14 protein-coding genes are annotated in these 17,959 nt (G+C 67.8%); 9 read left to right on the top strand and 5 right to left on the bottom strand.

The features are described from left to right. Positions 1-105 precede the first annotated feature (105 nt). The 5 genes from VK92_RS21815 to VK92_RS21795 form a co-directional block, all read right to left on the bottom strand. Positions 106-849, bottom strand: coding sequence for a glycine zipper 2TM domain-containing protein (locus VK92_RS21815; protein ID WP_048024073.1), 744 nt, complete (start codon positions 847-849; stop codon positions 106-108). A 348-nt stretch (positions 850-1,197) separates the two neighbouring features. Continuing rightward, positions 1,198-2,724: a lysine--tRNA ligase gene (lysS, locus tag VK92_RS21810; RefSeq protein ID WP_021157678.1), complete on the bottom strand. Its 1,527-nt coding sequence runs from the start codon at positions 2,722-2,724 to the stop codon at positions 1,198-1,200. An 84-nt stretch (positions 2,725-2,808) separates the two neighbouring features. Further along, positions 2,809-3,913 (bottom strand): peptide chain release factor 2 gene (gene prfB / locus VK92_RS40435; RefSeq protein WP_099318679.1). Its coding sequence is split into 2 segments (ribosomal slippage): positions 2,809-3,831 and positions 3,833-3,913, totalling 1,104 coding nucleotides; the frame shifts between segments, so codons are not numbered across the junction. Between the two features lie 152 nt (positions 3,914-4,065). Further along, positions 4,066-5,763 (bottom strand): single-stranded-DNA-specific exonuclease RecJ, encoded by a 1,698-nt coding sequence (gene recJ, locus VK92_RS21800; protein WP_021157680.1) that lies wholly within the window; start codon positions 5,761-5,763, stop codon positions 4,066-4,068. 17 nt (positions 5,764-5,780) lie between these two features. After that, positions 5,781-6,857, bottom strand: coding sequence for a hypothetical protein (locus VK92_RS21795; protein WP_048024071.1), 1,077 nt, complete (start codon positions 6,855-6,857; stop codon positions 5,781-5,783). 150 nt (positions 6,858-7,007) lie between these two features. Here VK92_RS21795 and VK92_RS21790 point away from each other — a divergent pair, with 150 nt between their 5' ends. The 9 genes from VK92_RS21790 to ftsB all read left to right on the top strand — a co-directional run bounded on the left by VK92_RS21790 (position 7,008) and on the right by ftsB (position 17,898). Next, complete coding sequence (locus VK92_RS21790) at positions 7,008-8,261, top strand: lipoprotein-releasing ABC transporter permease subunit (protein WP_021157682.1); 1,254 nt, start codon at positions 7,008-7,010, stop codon at positions 8,259-8,261. Continuing rightward, positions 8,254-9,012 (top strand): lipoprotein-releasing ABC transporter ATP-binding protein LolD, encoded by a 759-nt coding sequence (lolD, locus tag VK92_RS21785; RefSeq protein WP_021157683.1) that lies wholly within the window; start codon positions 8,254-8,256, stop codon positions 9,010-9,012. The genes VK92_RS21790 and lolD overlap by 8 nt, the downstream gene beginning before the upstream one ends. A 63-nt stretch (positions 9,013-9,075) precedes the next feature. Beyond that, positions 9,076-9,864, top strand: coding sequence for a TatD family hydrolase (locus VK92_RS21780; RefSeq protein ID WP_048024070.1), 789 nt, complete (start codon positions 9,076-9,078; stop codon positions 9,862-9,864). A gap of 57 nt (positions 9,865-9,921) precedes the next feature. Then, the gene (locus tag VK92_RS21775) at positions 9,922-12,414 is read left to right on the top strand and encodes a DNA internalization-related competence protein ComEC/Rec2 (protein ID WP_048024068.1); all 2,493 of its coding nucleotides are present in this window, start codon (positions 9,922-9,924) and stop codon (positions 12,412-12,414) included. Between the two features lie 49 nt (positions 12,415-12,463). After that, positions 12,464-13,309: an alpha/beta fold hydrolase gene (locus VK92_RS21770; protein WP_021157686.1), complete on the top strand. Its 846-nt coding sequence runs from the start codon at positions 12,464-12,466 to the stop codon at positions 13,307-13,309. A 182-nt stretch (positions 13,310-13,491) separates the two neighbouring features. Continuing rightward, positions 13,492-15,150: a CTP synthase gene (locus VK92_RS21765; RefSeq protein ID WP_021157687.1), complete on the top strand. Its 1,659-nt coding sequence runs from the start codon at positions 13,492-13,494 to the stop codon at positions 15,148-15,150. Further along, entirely contained in the window at positions 15,147-16,001 is an 855-nt protein-coding gene (gene kdsA, locus VK92_RS21760) for a 3-deoxy-8-phosphooctulonate synthase (RefSeq protein WP_021157688.1), read from the top strand. The genes VK92_RS21765 and kdsA overlap by 4 nt, the downstream gene beginning before the upstream one ends. A 106-nt stretch (positions 16,002-16,107) precedes the next feature. Then, a complete protein-coding gene (gene eno / locus VK92_RS21755; protein ID WP_011352544.1) occupies positions 16,108-17,391 on the top strand; it encodes a phosphopyruvate hydratase in 1,284 nt (427 codons plus the stop codon). Between the two features lie 81 nt (positions 17,392-17,472). Beyond that, positions 17,473-17,898, top strand: a complete 426-nt coding sequence (ftsB, locus tag VK92_RS21750; RefSeq protein WP_043190303.1) for a cell division protein FtsB — start codon at positions 17,473-17,475, stop codon at positions 17,896-17,898. Positions 17,899-17,959: the final 61 nt, after the last annotated feature.

The following is a 17,959-nucleotide window of genomic DNA, read 5'->3' as shown; positions in this document are numbered from 1 at the left end:
TCATGAAAAAACGGCTCGTGAGCAATCGCTCACGAGCCGTTTTCGTTTTCAGGCCGCTTGCCCGCGCACGACATGCGGGCAGGGGGCACCGATGCGATCAGGCGATCACGCGCCGACCAGCGTGCCGTTCTCGATCCGCACGCGCTGGCCCTGGCCGAAAGGCGGCGGGTTGTGGTACGTGAACGTGCGCGTCGCGCCGCTCTCCATCTGCACTTGCACCTGATAGTCGGTTTCCGCGCGCACCTGCTTTTCGACCTGGTTGCCGGCGAGACCGCCGCCCAGCGCGCCGATGATCGTCATCGCGGTGCGGCCGTTACCGTGGCCGAACTGGTTGCCGAGCAGGCCGCCGGCTGCAGCGCCGCCCACGGCGCCGATCCCCGAGCTCTGGCCGGGCGTGCGCGTCTGCGTGATCGCGACGATCGTGCCGCAGCTCTGGCAGTAGGTCTGGGCCGGCGCCGACGGCTGCTGCGCGTATTGCGGCGGCTGCGGTGCCGTCGTATGACGGCGGTGCGGTGCAGCCGGGCGCGGCGCGGGCTTCGGCTCGGCCTGCGCGATGGCAGCCTTCTGTTCGGCCGCCTTCTGCTGCGCGGCGGCCTGTTCGGCTGCCTGCTGCTGGGCTTGCGCGGCCAGCGCGGCGCTGGCGGCCGCGGCCGTATCGACGGCCGGCTGCGATGCGATCAGCGCGGCCTGGGTCTGGCCGTTCTGTGCGTTGCTGCTGCTGGCCTTCGGGAAGATGCCCGTGATCGCAGCCGTCGCCGCGAGGCTGGCGACGATGACGGCGCCGGCGGCGGTGGCGATAAGCGGGTGAAGGCGTTGCTTTTGCGGCGTGGTCTGATTCTGGTTGTCCATTTTTTTCTCCGATGTCGATCCGGATCGGCACTGCGGCGCCGGGCCTGATCCCACGCTGCGGGCTCGAGCAGACTTGGCGTTCCTGCGCCTCGTTCTGGGCCCGTGGTCATGCGTGGTGACGCAAACGGAGTGTCGTCCACCGGCAAGCGGCGCGCCGTATCAAGGTGTAACGAATTGCAGCGGGGCGCTGGCGACCATGACAGGGAAAACCCGGAGAAGGTCGTCGCGACGGGGGAATAAAACAGGGGAGGATCGAGAGCCGGTGGACACCGGCCGAAGGGATTTACGCGTCGTTACAAAGCTGACGCGTGCGCACCGCAGGGCGCGGCGCACACGCGGGCGCGGCGATCAGTCTTCGCGGCGCAGATGCGGGAACAGCAGCACGTCGCGGATCGTCGGGCTGTCGGTCAGCAGCATCACGAGGCGGTCGATGCCGATCCCGCAGCCGCCGGTCGGAGGCATCCCGTATTCGAGCGCGCGGATGTAGTCGGCGTCGAAGAACATCGCTTCCTCGTCACCTGCGTCCTTCTGCTCGACCTGCTTCTTGAAGCGTGCGGCCTGGTCTTCCGGATCGTTCAGCTCCGAGAAGCCGTTCGCGATTTCGCGGCCGGTCATGAACAGCTCGAAACGCTCGGTGATGCCCGGCACCGTATCCGATGCGCGTGCGAGCGGCGACACTTCGACCGGGTAGTCGATGATGAAGGTCGGCTCCCACAGCTGCGCTTCGGCCGTTTCCTCGAACAGCGCGAGCTGCAGTGCGCCGGTACCCGCGTTCAGGAACGCCGGCTGCGACACGTCGACGCCGAAGCGCTTCAGTTCGGTGCGCAGGAACGCGTCGTCCGACAGCTGGCCGTCGGTGTAGTCCGGTGCGTACTTCTGGATCGCCTGCGTGATCGTCAGGCGATGGAACGGCTTCGCGAGGTCGAGCTCGCGGCCTTGATACTGGATCGTCGCGGTGCCGAGCGCATCGATTGCCGCCTGGCGGATCAGTTGCTCGGTGAAGTCCATCAGCCAGCGGTAGTCGGTGTACGCGGCGTAGAACTCCATCATCGTGAATTCCGGATTGTGACGCGGCGACACGCCTTCGTTCCGGAAGTTACGGTTGATCTCGAACACGCGTTCGAAGCCGCCGACGATCAGGCGCTTCAGGTACAGCTCCGGCGCAATGCGCAGGAACATCTGCATGTCGAGCGCATTGTGATGCGTGACGAACGGCTTCGCCGCTGCGCCGCCCGGGATCGGGTGCAGCATCGGCGTTTCGACTTCCATGAACTCGGCGTTGTCCATGAACTTGCGGATCGACGCGATCGTCTTCGTGCGGGCGCGGAACGTGTCGCGCGTTTCCGGCGTGACGATCAGGTCGACGTAGCGCTGGCGGTAGCGCATTTCCTGGTCGGACAGGCCGTGGAACTTGTCCGGCAGCGGGCGCAGCGCCTTCGACAGCAGGCGCAGTTCCTTGCACTGGACCGACAGCTCACCCTTGTTGGTGCGGAACAGCACGCCACGCGCGGCGACGATGTCGCCGAGGTCCCACTTCTTGAATGCGTCGTAGGTTTCCGCGCCGACGTCGTTCGGCGTCACGAAGAACTGAATCTGGCCCGACCCGTCCTGCACCGTCGCGAAGCTCGCCTTGCCCATCACGCGCTTGAGCATCATGCGGCCGGCCACCGACACCTCGACCGGGTTCGCTTCGAGCGCGGCCTTGTCCGAGTCGGCGAATTTCGCCTGCAGGTCGGCTGCGTGGTGCTCGGGCCGGAAATCGTTCGGGTAGGCGACGCCTTGCTCGCGCAGGGCGCGCAGCTTCTCGCGGCGCTCCGCGATGATCTGGTTTTCGTCCGCGGTGACGGCGGGCTGCGTTTGGGTCGGTTCGGTCATGATGGTCGGAATTCGGAGTGGGTGCGGCAACGCAAACGGGGGAAGGGCAAGGGGGCGCGGCCTGGCCAGGCCGCGCCGCGGCGCTTACACGCCCTGTTTGAGGCTCGCGCTGATGAAGTCGTCGAGGTCGCCGTCGAGGACGGCTCTCGTGTTGCTCATTTCGACGTTCGTGCGCAGGTCCTTCACGCGGCTCTGGTCGAGCACGTACGAGCGGATCTGATGGCCCCAGCCCACATCGGTCTTGCTCGATTCGAGCTTGTCCTGTTCGGCCTGGCGCTTGCGCATCTCGACTTCGTACAGGCGCGACTTCAGCATTGCCATCGCTTCGGCGCGGTTGCGGTGCTGCGAGCGGTCGTTCTGGCACTGCACGACGATACCGGTCGGCATGTGCGTGATCCGCACCGCGGAGTCGGTCTTGTTGATGTGCTGGCCGCCCGCGCCCGATGCGCGGTACGTGTCGATGCGCAGGTCGGCCGGGTTGATCTCGACTTCGATCGAGTCGTCGATTTCCGGATAGACGAACACCGACGAGAACGACGTGTGGCGGCCGCCCGACGAGTCGAACGGCGACTTGCGCACGAGGCGGTGGATGCCCGTTTCGGTGCGCAGGAAACCGTATGCGTATTCGCCCGAGACCTTGACCGTCGCGTTCTTGATGCCGGCGACGTCGCCGTCCGACTCTTCGAGCACTTCGGCCTTGAAGCCCTTGCGCTCGCAGTAGCGCAGGTACTGGCGCAGCAGCATCGATGCCCAGTCGCACGCCTCGGTACCGCCGGCGCCGGCCTGAATGTCGATGAAGCAGTTGTTCGGGTCGGCCGGGTTCGAGAACATCCGGCGGAACTCGATGTCGCCGACGCGTGCCTCGAGCTTCGCGGCGTCTTCTTCCGACGCGATGAGGGTGTCTTCGTCGCCTTCCTCGCGGGCCAGCTCGAACAGGTCGAGCGCGTCGCGCAGGTCGCCATCAAGCGCGGTGAGCGTCGTGACGACGCCTTCGAGCAGCTTCTTCTCGCGACCGAGCGCCTGGGCGTTCTTCGAATCGTTCCAGACGTTCGGGTCTTCGAGTTCCTTGTTGACTTCGGTCAGACGCGCAGCTTTGGCGTCGTAGTCAAAGATACCCCCGGAGCTCGCCCGCGCGATTGCGCAGGTCGAGCAGGGAGCTTTCGATCGCGTTGAGACGTTCCGCTTCCATGATCGCTCGCTATTCTTGCTTCGTAAAAAAGCGGAATTATAGCCGATCGGCAGGGTTGCCCGGTGACGCAAACGGTGCTCGCACGCGCACCGCGGCCCTGTCCGGCGCGGCGCGCATGCATCGGCGGGCGCCGCGGGCCGGGCGGCCCGCGCTCAGCCGGCCGCGTGTTCGACGATCAGCTGGACGCGCGTGACGCCGTTCCACGTGTCGGCGACGAGCCGGTACGCGACCAGCGCGCTTTCCGGCAGGGGCTCCGTGTGGTTGAACCAGATCGCGTTGAAGCGTTGGCGGCCACGTGCAAGCTGCAGTTTCAGGTGCTTTTCCTTCACGAGCGACTGGGACACGACGTCGAATTCGCCCGAGAAAAGCGGGGCCGGAAAACCTTGCCCCCAGACGGCCTCGTCGAGCAGCCCGACGAACTGCGGCGTGAAGTAGGCGTCCTCGAGTTCGCCGTCGGTCTCGATCACGCGGGCGAGCGCGTCGTCGGACAGCCATTCGCGCGCGACCGCCTCGAACGCGGCGGCGAAGCGCGGCACGTTCTCGGTGTCGAGCGTGAGGCCGGCCGCCATCGCGTGGCCGCCGAACGCGACGATCAGGTCCGGTTCGCGTTTCGACACGAGGTCGAGTGCGTCGCGCAGGTGGAAACCCGGGATCGACCGACCCGAACCCTTGACCCGCTTGCCTTCGTCGTCCGCGTGCGCAAACGTGAACGACGGGCGGTGGAATTTTTCCTTGAGCCGGCCGGCGACGATGCCGATCACGCCCTGGTGCCACTCGGGATTGAAGAGGGTGATCGTGCACGCGTCGGCCGGGTCGACGTCGGCGAGATCGGCAAGCGCCTGCTGCTGCATGCCGGCCTCGATCTCGCGGCGCTCGCGGTTCATCACGTCGAGCTGCTGCGCCAGGTCCCAGGCACGGCCGATGTCGTCGGTGATCAGGCACTCGATGCCGAGCGACATGTCGGAGAGCCGCCCGGCGGCGTTCAGGCGCGGGCCGAGGCCGAAACCGAGGTCGAAGCCCGATGCCGTGCGCGCCTCGCGCGCGGCGGCGCGGAACAGCGCGGCGACGCCCGGTTGCATGCGGCCGTTGCGGATGCGCTGCAGCCCCTGCGCGACGAGCACGCGGTTGTTGCCGTCGAGCCGCACGACGTCGGCGACGGTGCCGAGCGCGACGAGGTCGAGCAGGCCGTCGAGGCGCGGCTCGGCTTCCTTGCTCGCAAAGGCGCCGCGGCGGCGCAGCTCGGCGCGCAGCGCGAGCAGCACGTAGAACATCACGCCGACGCCGGCGAGGTGCTTGCTCGGGAACGCGCAGCCCGGCTGGTTCGGGTTGACGATCGCGCGTGCGGCGGGCAGTGCGTCGCCGGGCAGGTGGTGATCGGTTACGAGCACGTCGATGCCGCGTGCGTTCGCGGCCTCGACGCCCGCGACGCTCGCGATCCCGTTGTCGACGGTGATCAGCAGGTCGGGCTTGCGCGCGGCGGCGAGTTCGACGATCTCGGGCGTGAGGCCGTAGCCGTATTCGAAGCGGTTCGGCACCAGGTAGTCGATCTGCGCACCGAACATCCGCAGGCCGCGCACCGCGACCGCGCAAGCGGTCGCGCCGTCGCAGTCGTAGTCGGCGACGACGAGCAGGCGCCGCTTGTCGGCGATCGCGTCGGCGAGCAGCGACGCCGCGTCGGCGCAGCCTTTCAGCTCGGTGGGCGGGACGAGCCGCGCGAGCGCGGTCTCGATGTCGGCGGGGGACTGCACGCCGCGCGACGCGTACAGGCGCGCGAGCACGGGATGCAGGCCGTGGCGCGCGAGCGCTTCGGCGTCGGCGGGCGCGACGGGGCGGGTAACGATCCGGGTCATACGGGGTGTGCTTGTTGTTATTCGAACAGGGAGGCCAGCGCGCGGCGGCGCCAGAACTTGCGCAGGTCTGAGCGCGTCGCACGCAGCGTCACGGAACTCGTGTCGCCGCACAGCGTGAAATCGACGCCCGCCAGCTCGCCGTTCCGCAGCGCGGCGAGGGCCGGCGCGAACCAGTCGCGCTCGAGCGTGGCGAGTCCGTCGTGCCAGCGCGCCCAGTCCTGCTCGATGAACGGGGTGGTCAGCGCCGGCAGTTCGACGAGCGTCGCGCCGTCGGCAGCGGGCAGTGTGCCGAATGCGGCGGGCACGCCCGAGGCGTCGATCCGCGCGGCACGTGCAAGGCCGAGCGCCGCGGGCGATGCGGACAGCACGCGCGCGAACGGCTGGCCGACCGGTTTCAGCGTGCCCTGCGCATGGAACCAGATCGAGTTGACGGCCGGCAGCCCGCGCGCTTCGCGCGCTTCGTTGACCGGGTGCTGGAACCAGGCCATCTGCACTTCGTTCTGCAGCTTCATCCACATCCGCGAGCGTTCGCCCGTATGCGCCTCGTGCGGCAGCCAGATTTCGATGTTGCGGCCGCTCGCGCGCAGCGGCGCGGCGCCGGCGAGCCGGGCGAGCTGCTCGCTCGACAGGTACCAGCGTGACGGGTTCGGCGCTTCGAGCCGTACGCCGAGCTCCTCGATCAGCGGCCGGGCGACCGCGAGCAGCGCGGCCGCGTCGCCGTCGTCGAGCGCAAGGGCCGCCGGATCGACGAGCACCAGGTGATCGTGCGCGATTTCGACGTGCACGGGCTCGACGCAGGCCCAGGCCCGGGCGCCCGGATCGCCGCCGTCCGCCAGCAGCATGTAGGGCGCGAGCGGCGCCTCGTCGGCGGCGTTGCCCTGGGTCGCGCCGAACTGGCGGGCCAGCCAGCGCTCGTGCGGCAGCGTGCGCTGGAAGTCCTCGCCGGCCACGCGCTCGACGAGGCTGGCGCGGGCGAGCAACTTTTCGAGCGCGGGGCTGTCCAGCGTGTGCAGGGACGAGGCCGCATCGGCCGCCGACGGCAGCGCGAACGGAACGAGAAAATGGAGGCGTCGGTCGTGCATGATGGTGCGCATTGTATGGCAAACTGCGCGCGTGATCGGGCCGGCTGACGGCCCGTTCGCGTCCGGCAGCCGTTTTTCGACCGTGCCCGGGCCGGTGCCCGCCACCGGGCGGCGGTCCGGCCGCGGGGCGCCTCCCCGCCGTAACCAGCAGAAAGGATTCGCTTGAAACTTCCGTACGAATGGCAGATCGGCTGGCGCTACACGCGCGCCGGCAAACGCACGACCGGTAACGGCTTCATTTCCTTCATCGCGCTCGTGTCGATGCTCGGGATCGCGCTCGGTGTCGCGGCGCTGATCGTCGTGCTGTCGGTGATGAACGGCTTCCAGAAGGAAGTGCGCGACCGCATGCTGTCGGTGCTCGCGCACGTCGAGGTGTTCTCGCCGACGGGCTCGATGCCCGACTGGCAGCTGACCGCGCAGGAAGCGCGCCGCAATCCGTCGGTGATCGGCGCGGCGCCGTACGTCGACGCGCAGGCGCTGCTCACTCGCCAGGACGCGGTGAGCGGCGTGATGCTGCGCGGTGTCGAGCCGACGCTCGAGCCGCAGGTGTCGGACATCGGCAAGGACATGAAGGCCGGCCAGCTCGCCGCGCTCGTGCCGGGCCAGTTCGGCATCGTGCTCGGCGATGCGCTTGCCGGCAACCTCGGCGTGACGGTCGGCGACAAGGTGACGCTCGTCGCGCCGGAGGGTTCGATCACGCCGGCCGGCATGATGCCGCGGCTGAAGCAGTTCACGGTCGTCGGCGTGTTCGAGTCCGGGCACTACGAATACGACAGCACGCTCGCGATGATCAACATCCGCGATGCCGAGGCGCTGTTCCGGATGGCCGCGCCGACCGGTGTGCGGCTGCGGCTGAAGGACATGCAGAAGGCGCCGGACGTGGCGGTCGAGCTGTCGCATACGCTGTCGGGCAGCCTGTACATCCGCGACTGGACCCAGCAGAACAAGACCTGGTTCTCGGCCGTGCAGATCGAGAAGCGGATGATGTTCATCATCCTCACGCTGATCATCGCGGTGGCCGCGTTCAACCTCGTGTCGTCGCTCGTGATGACGGTGACCAACAAGCAGGCCGACATCGCGATCCTGCGCACGCTCGGCGCGCAGCCGGGGTCGATCATGAAGATCTTCGTCGTGCAGGGCGTGACGATCGGCTTCGTCGGCACGGCGTCGGGCGTCGCGCTCGGCTGCCTGATCGCATGGAGCATCCCGTGGCTGATCCCGATGATCGAGCACCTGTTCGGTGTGCAGTTCCTGCCGCCGTCCGTGTACTTCATCAGCGAGCTGCCGTCGGAACTCGTCGCGAGCGACGTGATCCGGATCGGGCTGATCGCGTTCGCGCTGTCGGCTGTCGCGACGCTCTACCCGAGCTGGCGCGGCGCGAAGGTGAAGCCGGCGGAGGCCCTTCGCTATGAATGATCGCGCGACCGCATTCGCGGATTCACGACAACACAACAGACAGGATTCGGCAGGTATGCAGGAATACGTGCTTCAGGCGCGCGGGATCACGAAGGCGTTCGTGCAGGGCGGCTTCAACGTGCAGGTGCTCGACAATACCGAGCTGACGGTGCGGCGCGGCGAGAAGCTTGCGGTCGTCGGCGCGTCGGGCTCCGGCAAGAGCACGCTGCTGCACGTGCTGGGCGGGCTCGACGAGCCGAGCGCGGGCGAGGTGTCGCTGCTCGGCAAGCCGTTCACGCAACTCGCCGAGCGCGAGCGCAACGAATTGCGCAACCGTGCGCTCGGTTTCGTCTACCAGTTCCATCACCTGCTGCCCGAGTTCACCGCGCTCGACAACGTCGCGATGCCGCTGCGCATCCGCCGGATGACGACCGAGGCCGCGCGTGCCGAGGCCCAGGCGATGCTCGAGCGCGTCGGTCTCGGGCCGCGGGCGAAGCATCGGCCGGGCGAGCTGTCGGGTGGTGAGCGGCAGCGCGTCGCGATCGCGCGCGCGCTGGTCACGAAGCCGGCGTGCGTGCTCGCCGACGAGCCGACCGGCAACCTCGACGGCACGACGGCCGATACGGTGTTCAACCTGATGCTCGAATTGTCGGAAACGCTCGAAACGAGCTTCGTGATCGTCACGCACGATCCCGATCTCGCCGCGCGCTGCGACCGCATCATGCGGCTGCGCGACGGCGTGCTGCACGAGGAGCCGGCGTTGCCGGTGTAAGTGGACGCCGCTGGCCGGTGCCGGGTTCGTCCCGGCGCGGCGCCAGCGTGCTGGAACATCGCCATGTGGATCGATACGCACTGCCATCTCGATGCCGCCGAGTTCGACGCCGACCGCGATGCGGTCGTACAGGCGGCGCACGCGGCCGGCGTGTCGCGCATCGTGATCCCGAGCGTCGGGCGCGACAACTTCACGACGGTGCGCGAGCTTGCGCAACGCACGCCGGGCGCGGTCTATGCGCTCGGCATCCACCCGATGTACACGCCGCGCGCACGCGACGAGGATCTCGACCTGTTGCGCATGGAAATCGAGGCGAGCCTCGACGATCCGCGCTTCGTCGCGATCGGCGAGATCGGACTCGACTATTTCGTGCCGGGGCTCGACGACGCGCGGCAGCAGTTCTTCTACCAGGGGCAGCTGAAGCTGGCGCGCGAATTCGACCTGCCCGTGCTGTGTCACGTGCGCAAGTCGCAGGACCGCGTACTGGCCGGGCTGCGCCGCTTCGGCGTGCGGCGCGGCATCGCGCATGCGTTCAACGGCAGTTTTCAGCAGGCCGAAGCGTATCTCGCGCATGGGCTGCATCTCGGCTTCGGCGGCAACGTGACGTTCACGCGGGCGCTGCAGATCCGCCGGCTCGCGGCGCAGTTGCCGCTCGATGCGATCGTCGTCGAGACGGACGCGCCCGACATCGCGCCCGAATGGGCATACAAATCCCGCAACACGCCCGACCAGGTGCCGCGCATCGGCGACGTGCTCGCCGAACTGCGCGGGATCGACACGGGCGCGCTCTCCCTATGCACTTCGGCTAACGCGCTCGCCGCGCTGCCGCGACTCGCCCTTTCGTCCGCATAATCGTTGCCGGAAGGCGCCGTATTCGCAATGGCGGCGCCGGATCGACGAGGAGGGGCGATGCGCGTGTGGTGGATCGCGTTCGCGCTCGGCGTGGTCGTACTGCAGCGGCAGGCGACGCTGCCGGGTGCGTTCGCATGGACGATCGGTGCGGCCGTGCTCGCGGGCTGCGTGATCCTGGGCGCATGGTGCGTGCGCCGCCGGCGTATGCGCATGACCGTCGCGCTCGGATGGATGCTTTGCGTGCTCGCGGCCTGCGTCGCCGGATTCGGCTACGCGGCCGCACGGGCCGAATGGCGGCTGGGCGACAGCCTGCCCGTCGAGTGGGAAGGGCGCGACATCGTCGTCACCGGTGTGATCCGGGGGCTGCCCGTGGTCGACGACACGGGTGCGCGGCTGCTGTTCGCGGTCGAGTCGAACGATGCGGGGCTGGCCCGTTTCCCGCCGTTGATCCGTCTGTCGTGGCGCGCGTATGACGCGGCCGCGACGCGCGACGCGCTGCCCGATCTGCGCGCCGCGCAGCGCTGGCGTTTCGTCGTGCGCCTGAAGCGCCCGCATGCGGAATCCAATCCCGGCGTGCGCGACAGCGAGGCGGCCTGGCTTGCCGTGGGTATTCGCGCCGTCGGTTACGTCAGCGCGCCCCGGCGGGCGGTATTGCTCGATGCGCGCGCGTCGGGATGGGGTGCATCGATCGATCGGCTGCGTGACGTGCTGCGCTCGCGTATCGGCGAGACGCTCGGCGGCGACGCCGGCCATCGCGGCATCGTCGCCGCGCTCGCGATCGGCGACCAGTCGGGCATCGGCGACGACGACTGGCGCGTGCTGCGCAACACGGGCACGAGCCACCTCGTCGCGATCTCCGGCCTGCATGTCGGGCTCGTCGGCGCGATCGCGGGCGGGCTCGTATCGATGGTCTGGCGCCGTCTGCGGTGGCGCGCGCGGGCCGCGCCGCTCGTGTTGCCGGCGCCGTACGCGGCCGCGCTCGCCGCCCTGGTGGCTGCGGCCGGTTATGCGGCGCTCGCCGGCTTCAACGTGCCGGCGCAGCGCGCGTGGTGGATGATCGCGGGCGGCGGCATCGCGTATCTGGCCGGACGCAGCGTACCAACGTCGGCGGTGCTGTGCGCGGCGCTCGGCGGCGTCCTGCTCGCCGATCCGTGGGCGGTGCTGTCGGCCGGGTTCTGGTTGTCGTTCGGTGCGGTTGCCGTGATCCTGCTGGCGGTTGCCGGCTGGCGCGCCGCGCGCGAGGCCGATGCGGAAGGCGATGACGGTGACGAAGGCGACGGCCCGGCCGGCTTGTCCAGCCGGTTGCGCGCGTGGGGTGCACGCGCCGGGCGCCGCATCGCCGAGGCCACGCGCGTGCAGTACGCGGTGACGATCGGCCTCGCGCCGCTGACGGCCGCCTGGTTTGCGCAGATATCGCTGTCGGGCCCGTTCGGCAATGCGTTCGCGATTCCCTGGGTCAGCTCGGTCGTGACGCCGGTCGTGCTGGCCGGCATCGCGCTGCCGGCGCCGTTCGACGCCTATGCGTTCCGGCTCGCGCACGCGGCGCTCGAACCGATGATGACGTTATTGGGATACCTCGCCGACTGGCCGGCCGGGGTGTTCTGGTTGCGCATGCCCGACTGGCCGGTGCTGGCGCTGGCCTGCGTGGGCGTCGCATGGGCGCTGATGCCGCGCGGCTGGCCGCTGCGCTGGGCTGCGCCGCTCACGTGGCTGCCGCTCGTCGCGCCGGCAGCCGATGCGCCGCCGCCGGGCGGTTTCCGGCTGACCGTGCTCGATGTCGGGCAGGGCGCGTCGGTGCTGGTGGAGACCGCCCGACGGACCTTGCTGTTCGACGCGGGACCGGGCGAGGAGTCGACGCATGCCGGTGCGCGGATCGTCGCGCCGGCATTGCGCTCGCGAGGCATCGCTGTGGTCGATTCGCTCGTGCTCAGTCACGCGCACGCCGATCACGCGGGCGGCGCACCGGCCGTCTATGCGGCTGCCGACGTGCGCCAGCTGCTGGCGGGCATTCCGCCGACGAGCGGGCTGTGGCGCGATGCGATGGCCGCCGGCGTTGCCGACCGGCTGCCGTGCGCGGCCGGGCAGCGCTGGACCTGGGACGGCGTGGTGTTCACGATGCTCTGGCCATCGGGCGGTCCGGGCGCGGGTTCGTCGAACGGGCAGTCGTGCGTGCTGCGCATCGACGCGGGCGGGACGTCCGCGCTGCTGACGGGCGACATCGAAGCGCCCGTCGAACGCCAACTCGTGGGCACTGCGCGCGACACGCTGGCCGCGCAGATCCTGGTCGTTCCGCACCACGGCAGCCGCACGTCGTCGGTCGAGCCTTTCCTCGATTCGGTCGGGCCGCGCGTCGCGGTATTTCCTGTAGGCTATCGCAATCGTTTCGGGCATCCGCACCGGGCGGTTCTCGCACGTTACGAGGCGCGCGGGATTCCGCTGCCGCGCACCGATCGCGACGGCGCCGTGCGGTTCGACGTCGCGCCGGCCGACGGCGGGTTTGCCTTCGAGCGTCATCGCGACGTTCGGCGGCGATACTGGATGGATCGGTGATCGCGGCAAGGGCCGCGTCAATTCCGGTCGACAAGGGAGACATCGGCGTTTGAAGGACATCCTCCATTTCTCGCATGCGAACGGCTTTCCGGCGTCGACGTACCGCACGATCTTCGCCGAACTGGCCGACGACTACGAGCTGCGCTACATCGAACGGATCGGCCACGACCGCCGCTACCCAGTGACGCGCGACTGGCCGCATCTCGTCGAGCAACTGCTCGACGACATCGGCAGCCGCTACGAGCGTCCCGTCTGGCTCGTCGGCCATTCGCTCGGCGGCTACCTGTCGCTGATGGCTGCGCTGAAGAAGCCTCAATGGGTGCGCGGCGTCGTGATGATCGATTCGCCGATCATCGCGGGCTGGCGCGCCGGCGCATTGCGTGCGAGCCAGTGGGCGGGGCTCGACGAGCGGCTGTCGCCGGCCGCCGCGACGCGTAACCGGCGCACGCGCTGGACGAGCCGCGACGAAGTGTGGCGGCACTTCCGCGAGAAGCCCGCGTTCGCGCGCTGGGACGAGCGGATGCTCGCCGACTATATCGACTACGGGATCCCGCAGGCCGGGGCCGACGGCGAGCGGGCGCTCGCGTTCGACCGGCAGGTCGAATACCTGATCTACCGGACGCTGCCGCACACGCTCGGCCCGAGGCTCGCGCACGGCGCGCCGGTGCCGCTCGGTTTTCTCGCCGGCACGCGTTCGCGCGAGGTGCGCCAGGTCGGGCTCGATGCGACGCGCCGCGCGGCGCGCGGCCGCGTCGAATGGCTGGAAGGCAGCCACCTGTTCCCGATGGAGCGGCCGCTCGAGACGGCCCGCGCATTGCAGCGGATGCTGAATTCGCTGAAGGCGGCCGAGGGCGACGTGTCGCAGGGCAGCGCCCCGCTCGCGAAGCGCGCCTGACCCCGGGCCCGGTGACCGGGCCGCGCCGCCGGTGCGTGCGGCTGCGCCGGCCGGCGGTGGGGCCTTCGCCCCGGCGCCCACGGCTGGTGCGGGACGGCGCGAAAGGGCGCGATCATCGAGTCAATTGCTGAGAGAAGGGCGGGCTTTACGGTATAATCCGTTTTTCCCGCGAGCATTCAGCGATGACCAAATATGTTTTCGTCACCGGCGGCGTAGTTTCTTCCCTCGGCAAGGGTATTGCCGCCGCCTCCCTCGCCGCGATCCTAGAATCGCGCGGTCTGAAAGTCACCCTCCTCAAACTCGATCCCTACATCAACGTCGACCCCGGCACGATGAGCCCGTTCCAGCACGGCGAAGTGTTCGTGACGGAAGACGGAGCGGAGACCGACCTCGACCTCGGCCACTATGAGCGCTTCATCAGCACGAAGATGCGCAAGGCCAACAACTTCACGACCGGCCAGATCTACGAATCGGTGATCCGCAAGGAACGCCGCGGCGACTATCTCGGCAAGACCGTGCAGGTGATTCCGCACATCACGAACGAAATCCAGGCGTTCATCGAGCGCGGGGCGGCATCGGCCACCTGCGGCGAGCCGGATGTCGCGATCGTCGAGATCGGCGGCACGGTCGGCGATATCGAATCGCTGCCGTTCCTTGAAGCCGCGCGCCAGATGAGCCTGCGCCTCGGCCGCAACAGCGCGTGCTTCGTGCACCTGACGCTGGTGCCGTATGTCGCGACCGCCGGCGAGCTGAAGACGAAGCCGACCCAGCACAGCGTGCAGAAGCTGCGTGAGATCGGCATCCTGCCGCACGTGCTGCTGTGCCGTGCGGACCGCCGCATTCCGGACGACGAATCGAAGAAGATCTCGATGTTCTCGAATGTGCCGGAGGACGCCGTGATCTCGGTGTGGGACGCTGACAGCATCTACAAGATTCCGCAGATGCTGCACGACCAGGGCCTCGACCGGATCATCTGCGAGGAACTGAAGCTGTCGCCGAAGGACGCTGACCTGAGCATGTGGTCGGAGCTCGTCGAGAAGCTCGAGAACCCGAAGCACGAAGTGACGATCGGCATGGTCGGCAAGTACGTCGACCTGACCGAGTCGTACAAGTCGCTGATCGAGGCGCTGCGCCACGCGTCGCTGCATACGTCGACCAAGGTCAACATCGAATACATCGACTCGGAAGAGATCGAGTCGAACGGTGTCGACAGCCTGAAGCACCTCGACGCCGTGCTGGTGCCGGGCGGTTTCGGCCGTCGCGGCACGGAAGGCAAGATCGCGGCGATCCGCTATGCGCGTGAAGCCAAGGTGCCGTATCTCGGCATCTGCCTCGGCATGCAGCTCGCGGTGATCGAATTCGCACGCGACGTCGTCGGCCTGAAGCAGGCGAACAGCACGGAATTCGAGCCGGACACGCCGGAACGCGTGGTCGCGCTGATCACCGAGTGGTATGACCGCGACGGCAAGGTCGAGACGCGCACCGAGGAATCCGACCTCGGCGGCACGATGCGCCTCGGTTCGCAGCGCTGCCCGATCAAGCCGGGCACGATGGCCGAAGAAATCTATGGCAAGGACGTGAACGAACGCCATCGCCACCGTTATGAAGTCAATAACCGCTTCGTGCCCCAGCTCGAAGCCGGCGGCCTTATCATCAGCGCCCGTACCCCGAGCGAGGATCTGCCGGAAATGATGGAACTGCCGCGTTCGATGCACCCGTGGTTCGTCGGCGTCCAGTTCCACCCGGAATTCACGTCCACGCCGCGTGACGGTCACCCCCTCTTCAAGTCGTTCGTCGAAGCCGCGCTCGCCAACAAGCAAGCGCGCGGAGTGCAAGCATGAAGCTGTGCGATTTCGAGGTCGGTCTCGACAAGCCTTTCTTCCTGATCGCGGGTACCTGCGTCGTCGAATCGGAGCAAATGACGATCGACACGGCAGGCCGCCTGAAGGAAATCTGCGCGAAGCTGAACGTTCCGTTCATCTACAAGTCGTCCTACGACAAGGCGAACCGCAGCTCGGGCAAGTCGTTTCGTGGCCTCGGAATGGACGAGGGCCTGCGGATCCTGTCCGAGGTGAAGCGCCAGCTCGGCCTGCCGGTGCTGACCGACGTGCATTCGATCGACGAGATCGAGCAGGTCGCGTCGGTCGTCGACGTGCTGCAGACGCCCGCGTTCCTGTGCCGCCAGACCGATTTCATCCAGGCGTGCGCGCGCTCGGGCAAGCCCGTCAACATCAAGAAGGGCCAGTTCCTCGCGCCGCACGACATGAAGAACGTGATCGACAAGGCGCGCGACGCCGCACGTGAAGCGGGGCTGTCGGAAGACCGCTTCATGGCGTGCGAGCGCGGTGTCTCGTTCGGCTACAACAATCTCGTGTCGGACATGCGTTCGCTCGCGATCATGCGCGAGACGAGCGCCCCGGTCGTGTTCGACGCGACCCACTCGGTGCAGTTGCCGGGCGGGCAGGGCACGAGCTCGGGCGGCCAGCGCGAATTCGTGCCGGTGCTTGCCCGTGCGGCAGTCGCGACAGGCGTCGCGGGCCTCTTCATGGAAACGCACCCGAATCCGGCCGAGGCAAAATCGGACGGCCCGAACGCGGTACCGCTGAACCGGATGAGCGCGCTGCTGGAGACCCTCGTCACGCTCGACCAGGCGGTGAAGCGCCATCCGTTCCTGGAAAACGATTTCAATTAAAGATCGAATGAACCTTGCGACGGTTTCGCGCGTCAGTAGCGAAAGCGGTTCGTGCGCGTGCGCCGTCGCAGTTTGAAGAATCCATCGTCATTCTCAGAGGAAACCCATGAGTGCAATCGTAGATATCATCGGCCGCGAGATTCTGGATTCGCGCGGCAACCCCACCGTCGAATGCGACGTGCTGCTCGAATCGGGCACGATGGGCCGCGCGGCCGTGCCGTCGGGCGCGTCCACCGGCTCGCGTGAAGCGATCGAACTGCGCGACGGCGAAGCCGGCCGCTACAACGGCAAGGGCGTGCTGAAGGCGGTCGAGCACATCAACACCGAAATCTCCGAAGCCATCATGGGCCTCGACGCGTCGGAACAGGCGTTCCTCGACAAGACGCTGCTCGAGCTGGACGGCACCGACAACAAGTCGCGCCTCGGCGCGAACGCGATGCTGGCCGTGTCGATGGCCGTCGCGAAGGCAGCGGCTGAAGAGGCCGGCCTGCCGCTGTACCGCTATTTCGGCGGTTCGGGCGCGATGCAACTGCCGGTGCCGATGATGAACATCGTCAACGGCGGCGCGCATGCGAACAACAGCCTCGACATCCAGGAATTCATGATCGTCCCGGTGAGCCAGCCGACGTTCCGTGAAGCCCTGCGTTGCGGCGCGGAAGTGTTCCACGCACTGAAGAAGATCCTGAGCGACCGCGGCATGAGCACGGCAGTCGGCGACGAAGGCGGCTTCGCGCCGAACTTCGGCAGCAACGACGAGTGCCTGTCGACGATCCTGCAGGCGATCGAGAAGGCCGGCTACCGTGCGGGCGAAGACGTGCTGCTCGCGCTCGACTGCGCGGCATCCGAGTTCTACCACGACGGCAAGTACCAGCTCGCGGGCGAAGGCCTGCAACTGTCGTCGGCCGAATTCACCGACTACCTCGCGACGCTCGCCGACAAGTTCCCGATCGTGTCGATCGAGGACGGCATGCACGAAAGCGACTGGGAAGGCTGGAAGCTGCTGACCGACCGCCTCGGCAAGAAGGTGCAGCTGGTCGGCGACGACCTGTTCGTCACGAACACGCGCATCCTGAAGGAAGGCATCGAGAAGGGCATCGCGAACTCGATCCTCATCAAGATCAACCAGATCGGTACGCTGACCGAAACGTTCGCGGCCATCGAAATGGCGAAGCGCGCAGGCTACACGGCCGTGATCTCGCACCGCTCGGGCGAAACGGAAGATTCGACGATCGCGGATATCGCGGTCGGCCTGAACGCCGGTCAGATCAAGACGGGTTCGCTGTCGCGCAGCGACCGTATCTCGAAGTACAACCAGCTGCTGCGCATCGAGGAAGATCTCGGCGACATCGCGAGCTACCCGGGTAAATCGGCTTTCTATAACCTGCGCTAACGCGCTACTATCGGGTTCGTCATCTCGACGCCGCTCTGTGCCTGTGCGCGGAGCGGCGCTTCTTATATCTGCGTCTCTTACATGCGGCTTGTCACTGTCGTCCTGATTGCCTTGCTGGCGCTCATTCAGTACCCCCTATGGTGGGGGCACGGCGGCTGGCTGCGGGTGCATGAATTGCGTCAGCAGCTCGACGACCAGCTCCAGAAGAATGCGGACGAGAAGCTGCGCAACGAGCGCACTGCCGGCGAAGTGCAGGATCTGCAGAGCGGCACCGCGGCCATCGAGGAGCGCGCGCGCTACGAGATGGGCATGGTGAAGGACGGCGAGGTTTTCGTGCAGTTCGTGTCGCCGAATGCACCGGCCGCGCCGCTGAACAACACGCCGTCGAATACGTCGACCCGCGGCGCCGTGTCCGCGGCGCCGGTGCGCGTCGTGCCGAATCCGCAGTCGATCGCGAAGCCGTCGCGGCATCATGGCGGCGACAAGGGCAAGGCCGCGCATCACTGACCGCGATCGTTCGAACCCATTGAAAAAGCGCGGGAAATGTGAACTGCACCCCAAAAGTTGG

The sequence above is a fragment of the Burkholderia sp. LK4 genome (assembly GCF_001043615.1).
Lineage (GTDB): Bacteria > Pseudomonadota > Gammaproteobacteria > Burkholderiales > Burkholderiaceae > Burkholderia > Burkholderia cepacia.
The sequence above is the reverse complement of the archived record's forward strand: the minus strand, read 5'-3'. Positions and strand labels throughout refer to the sequence as shown.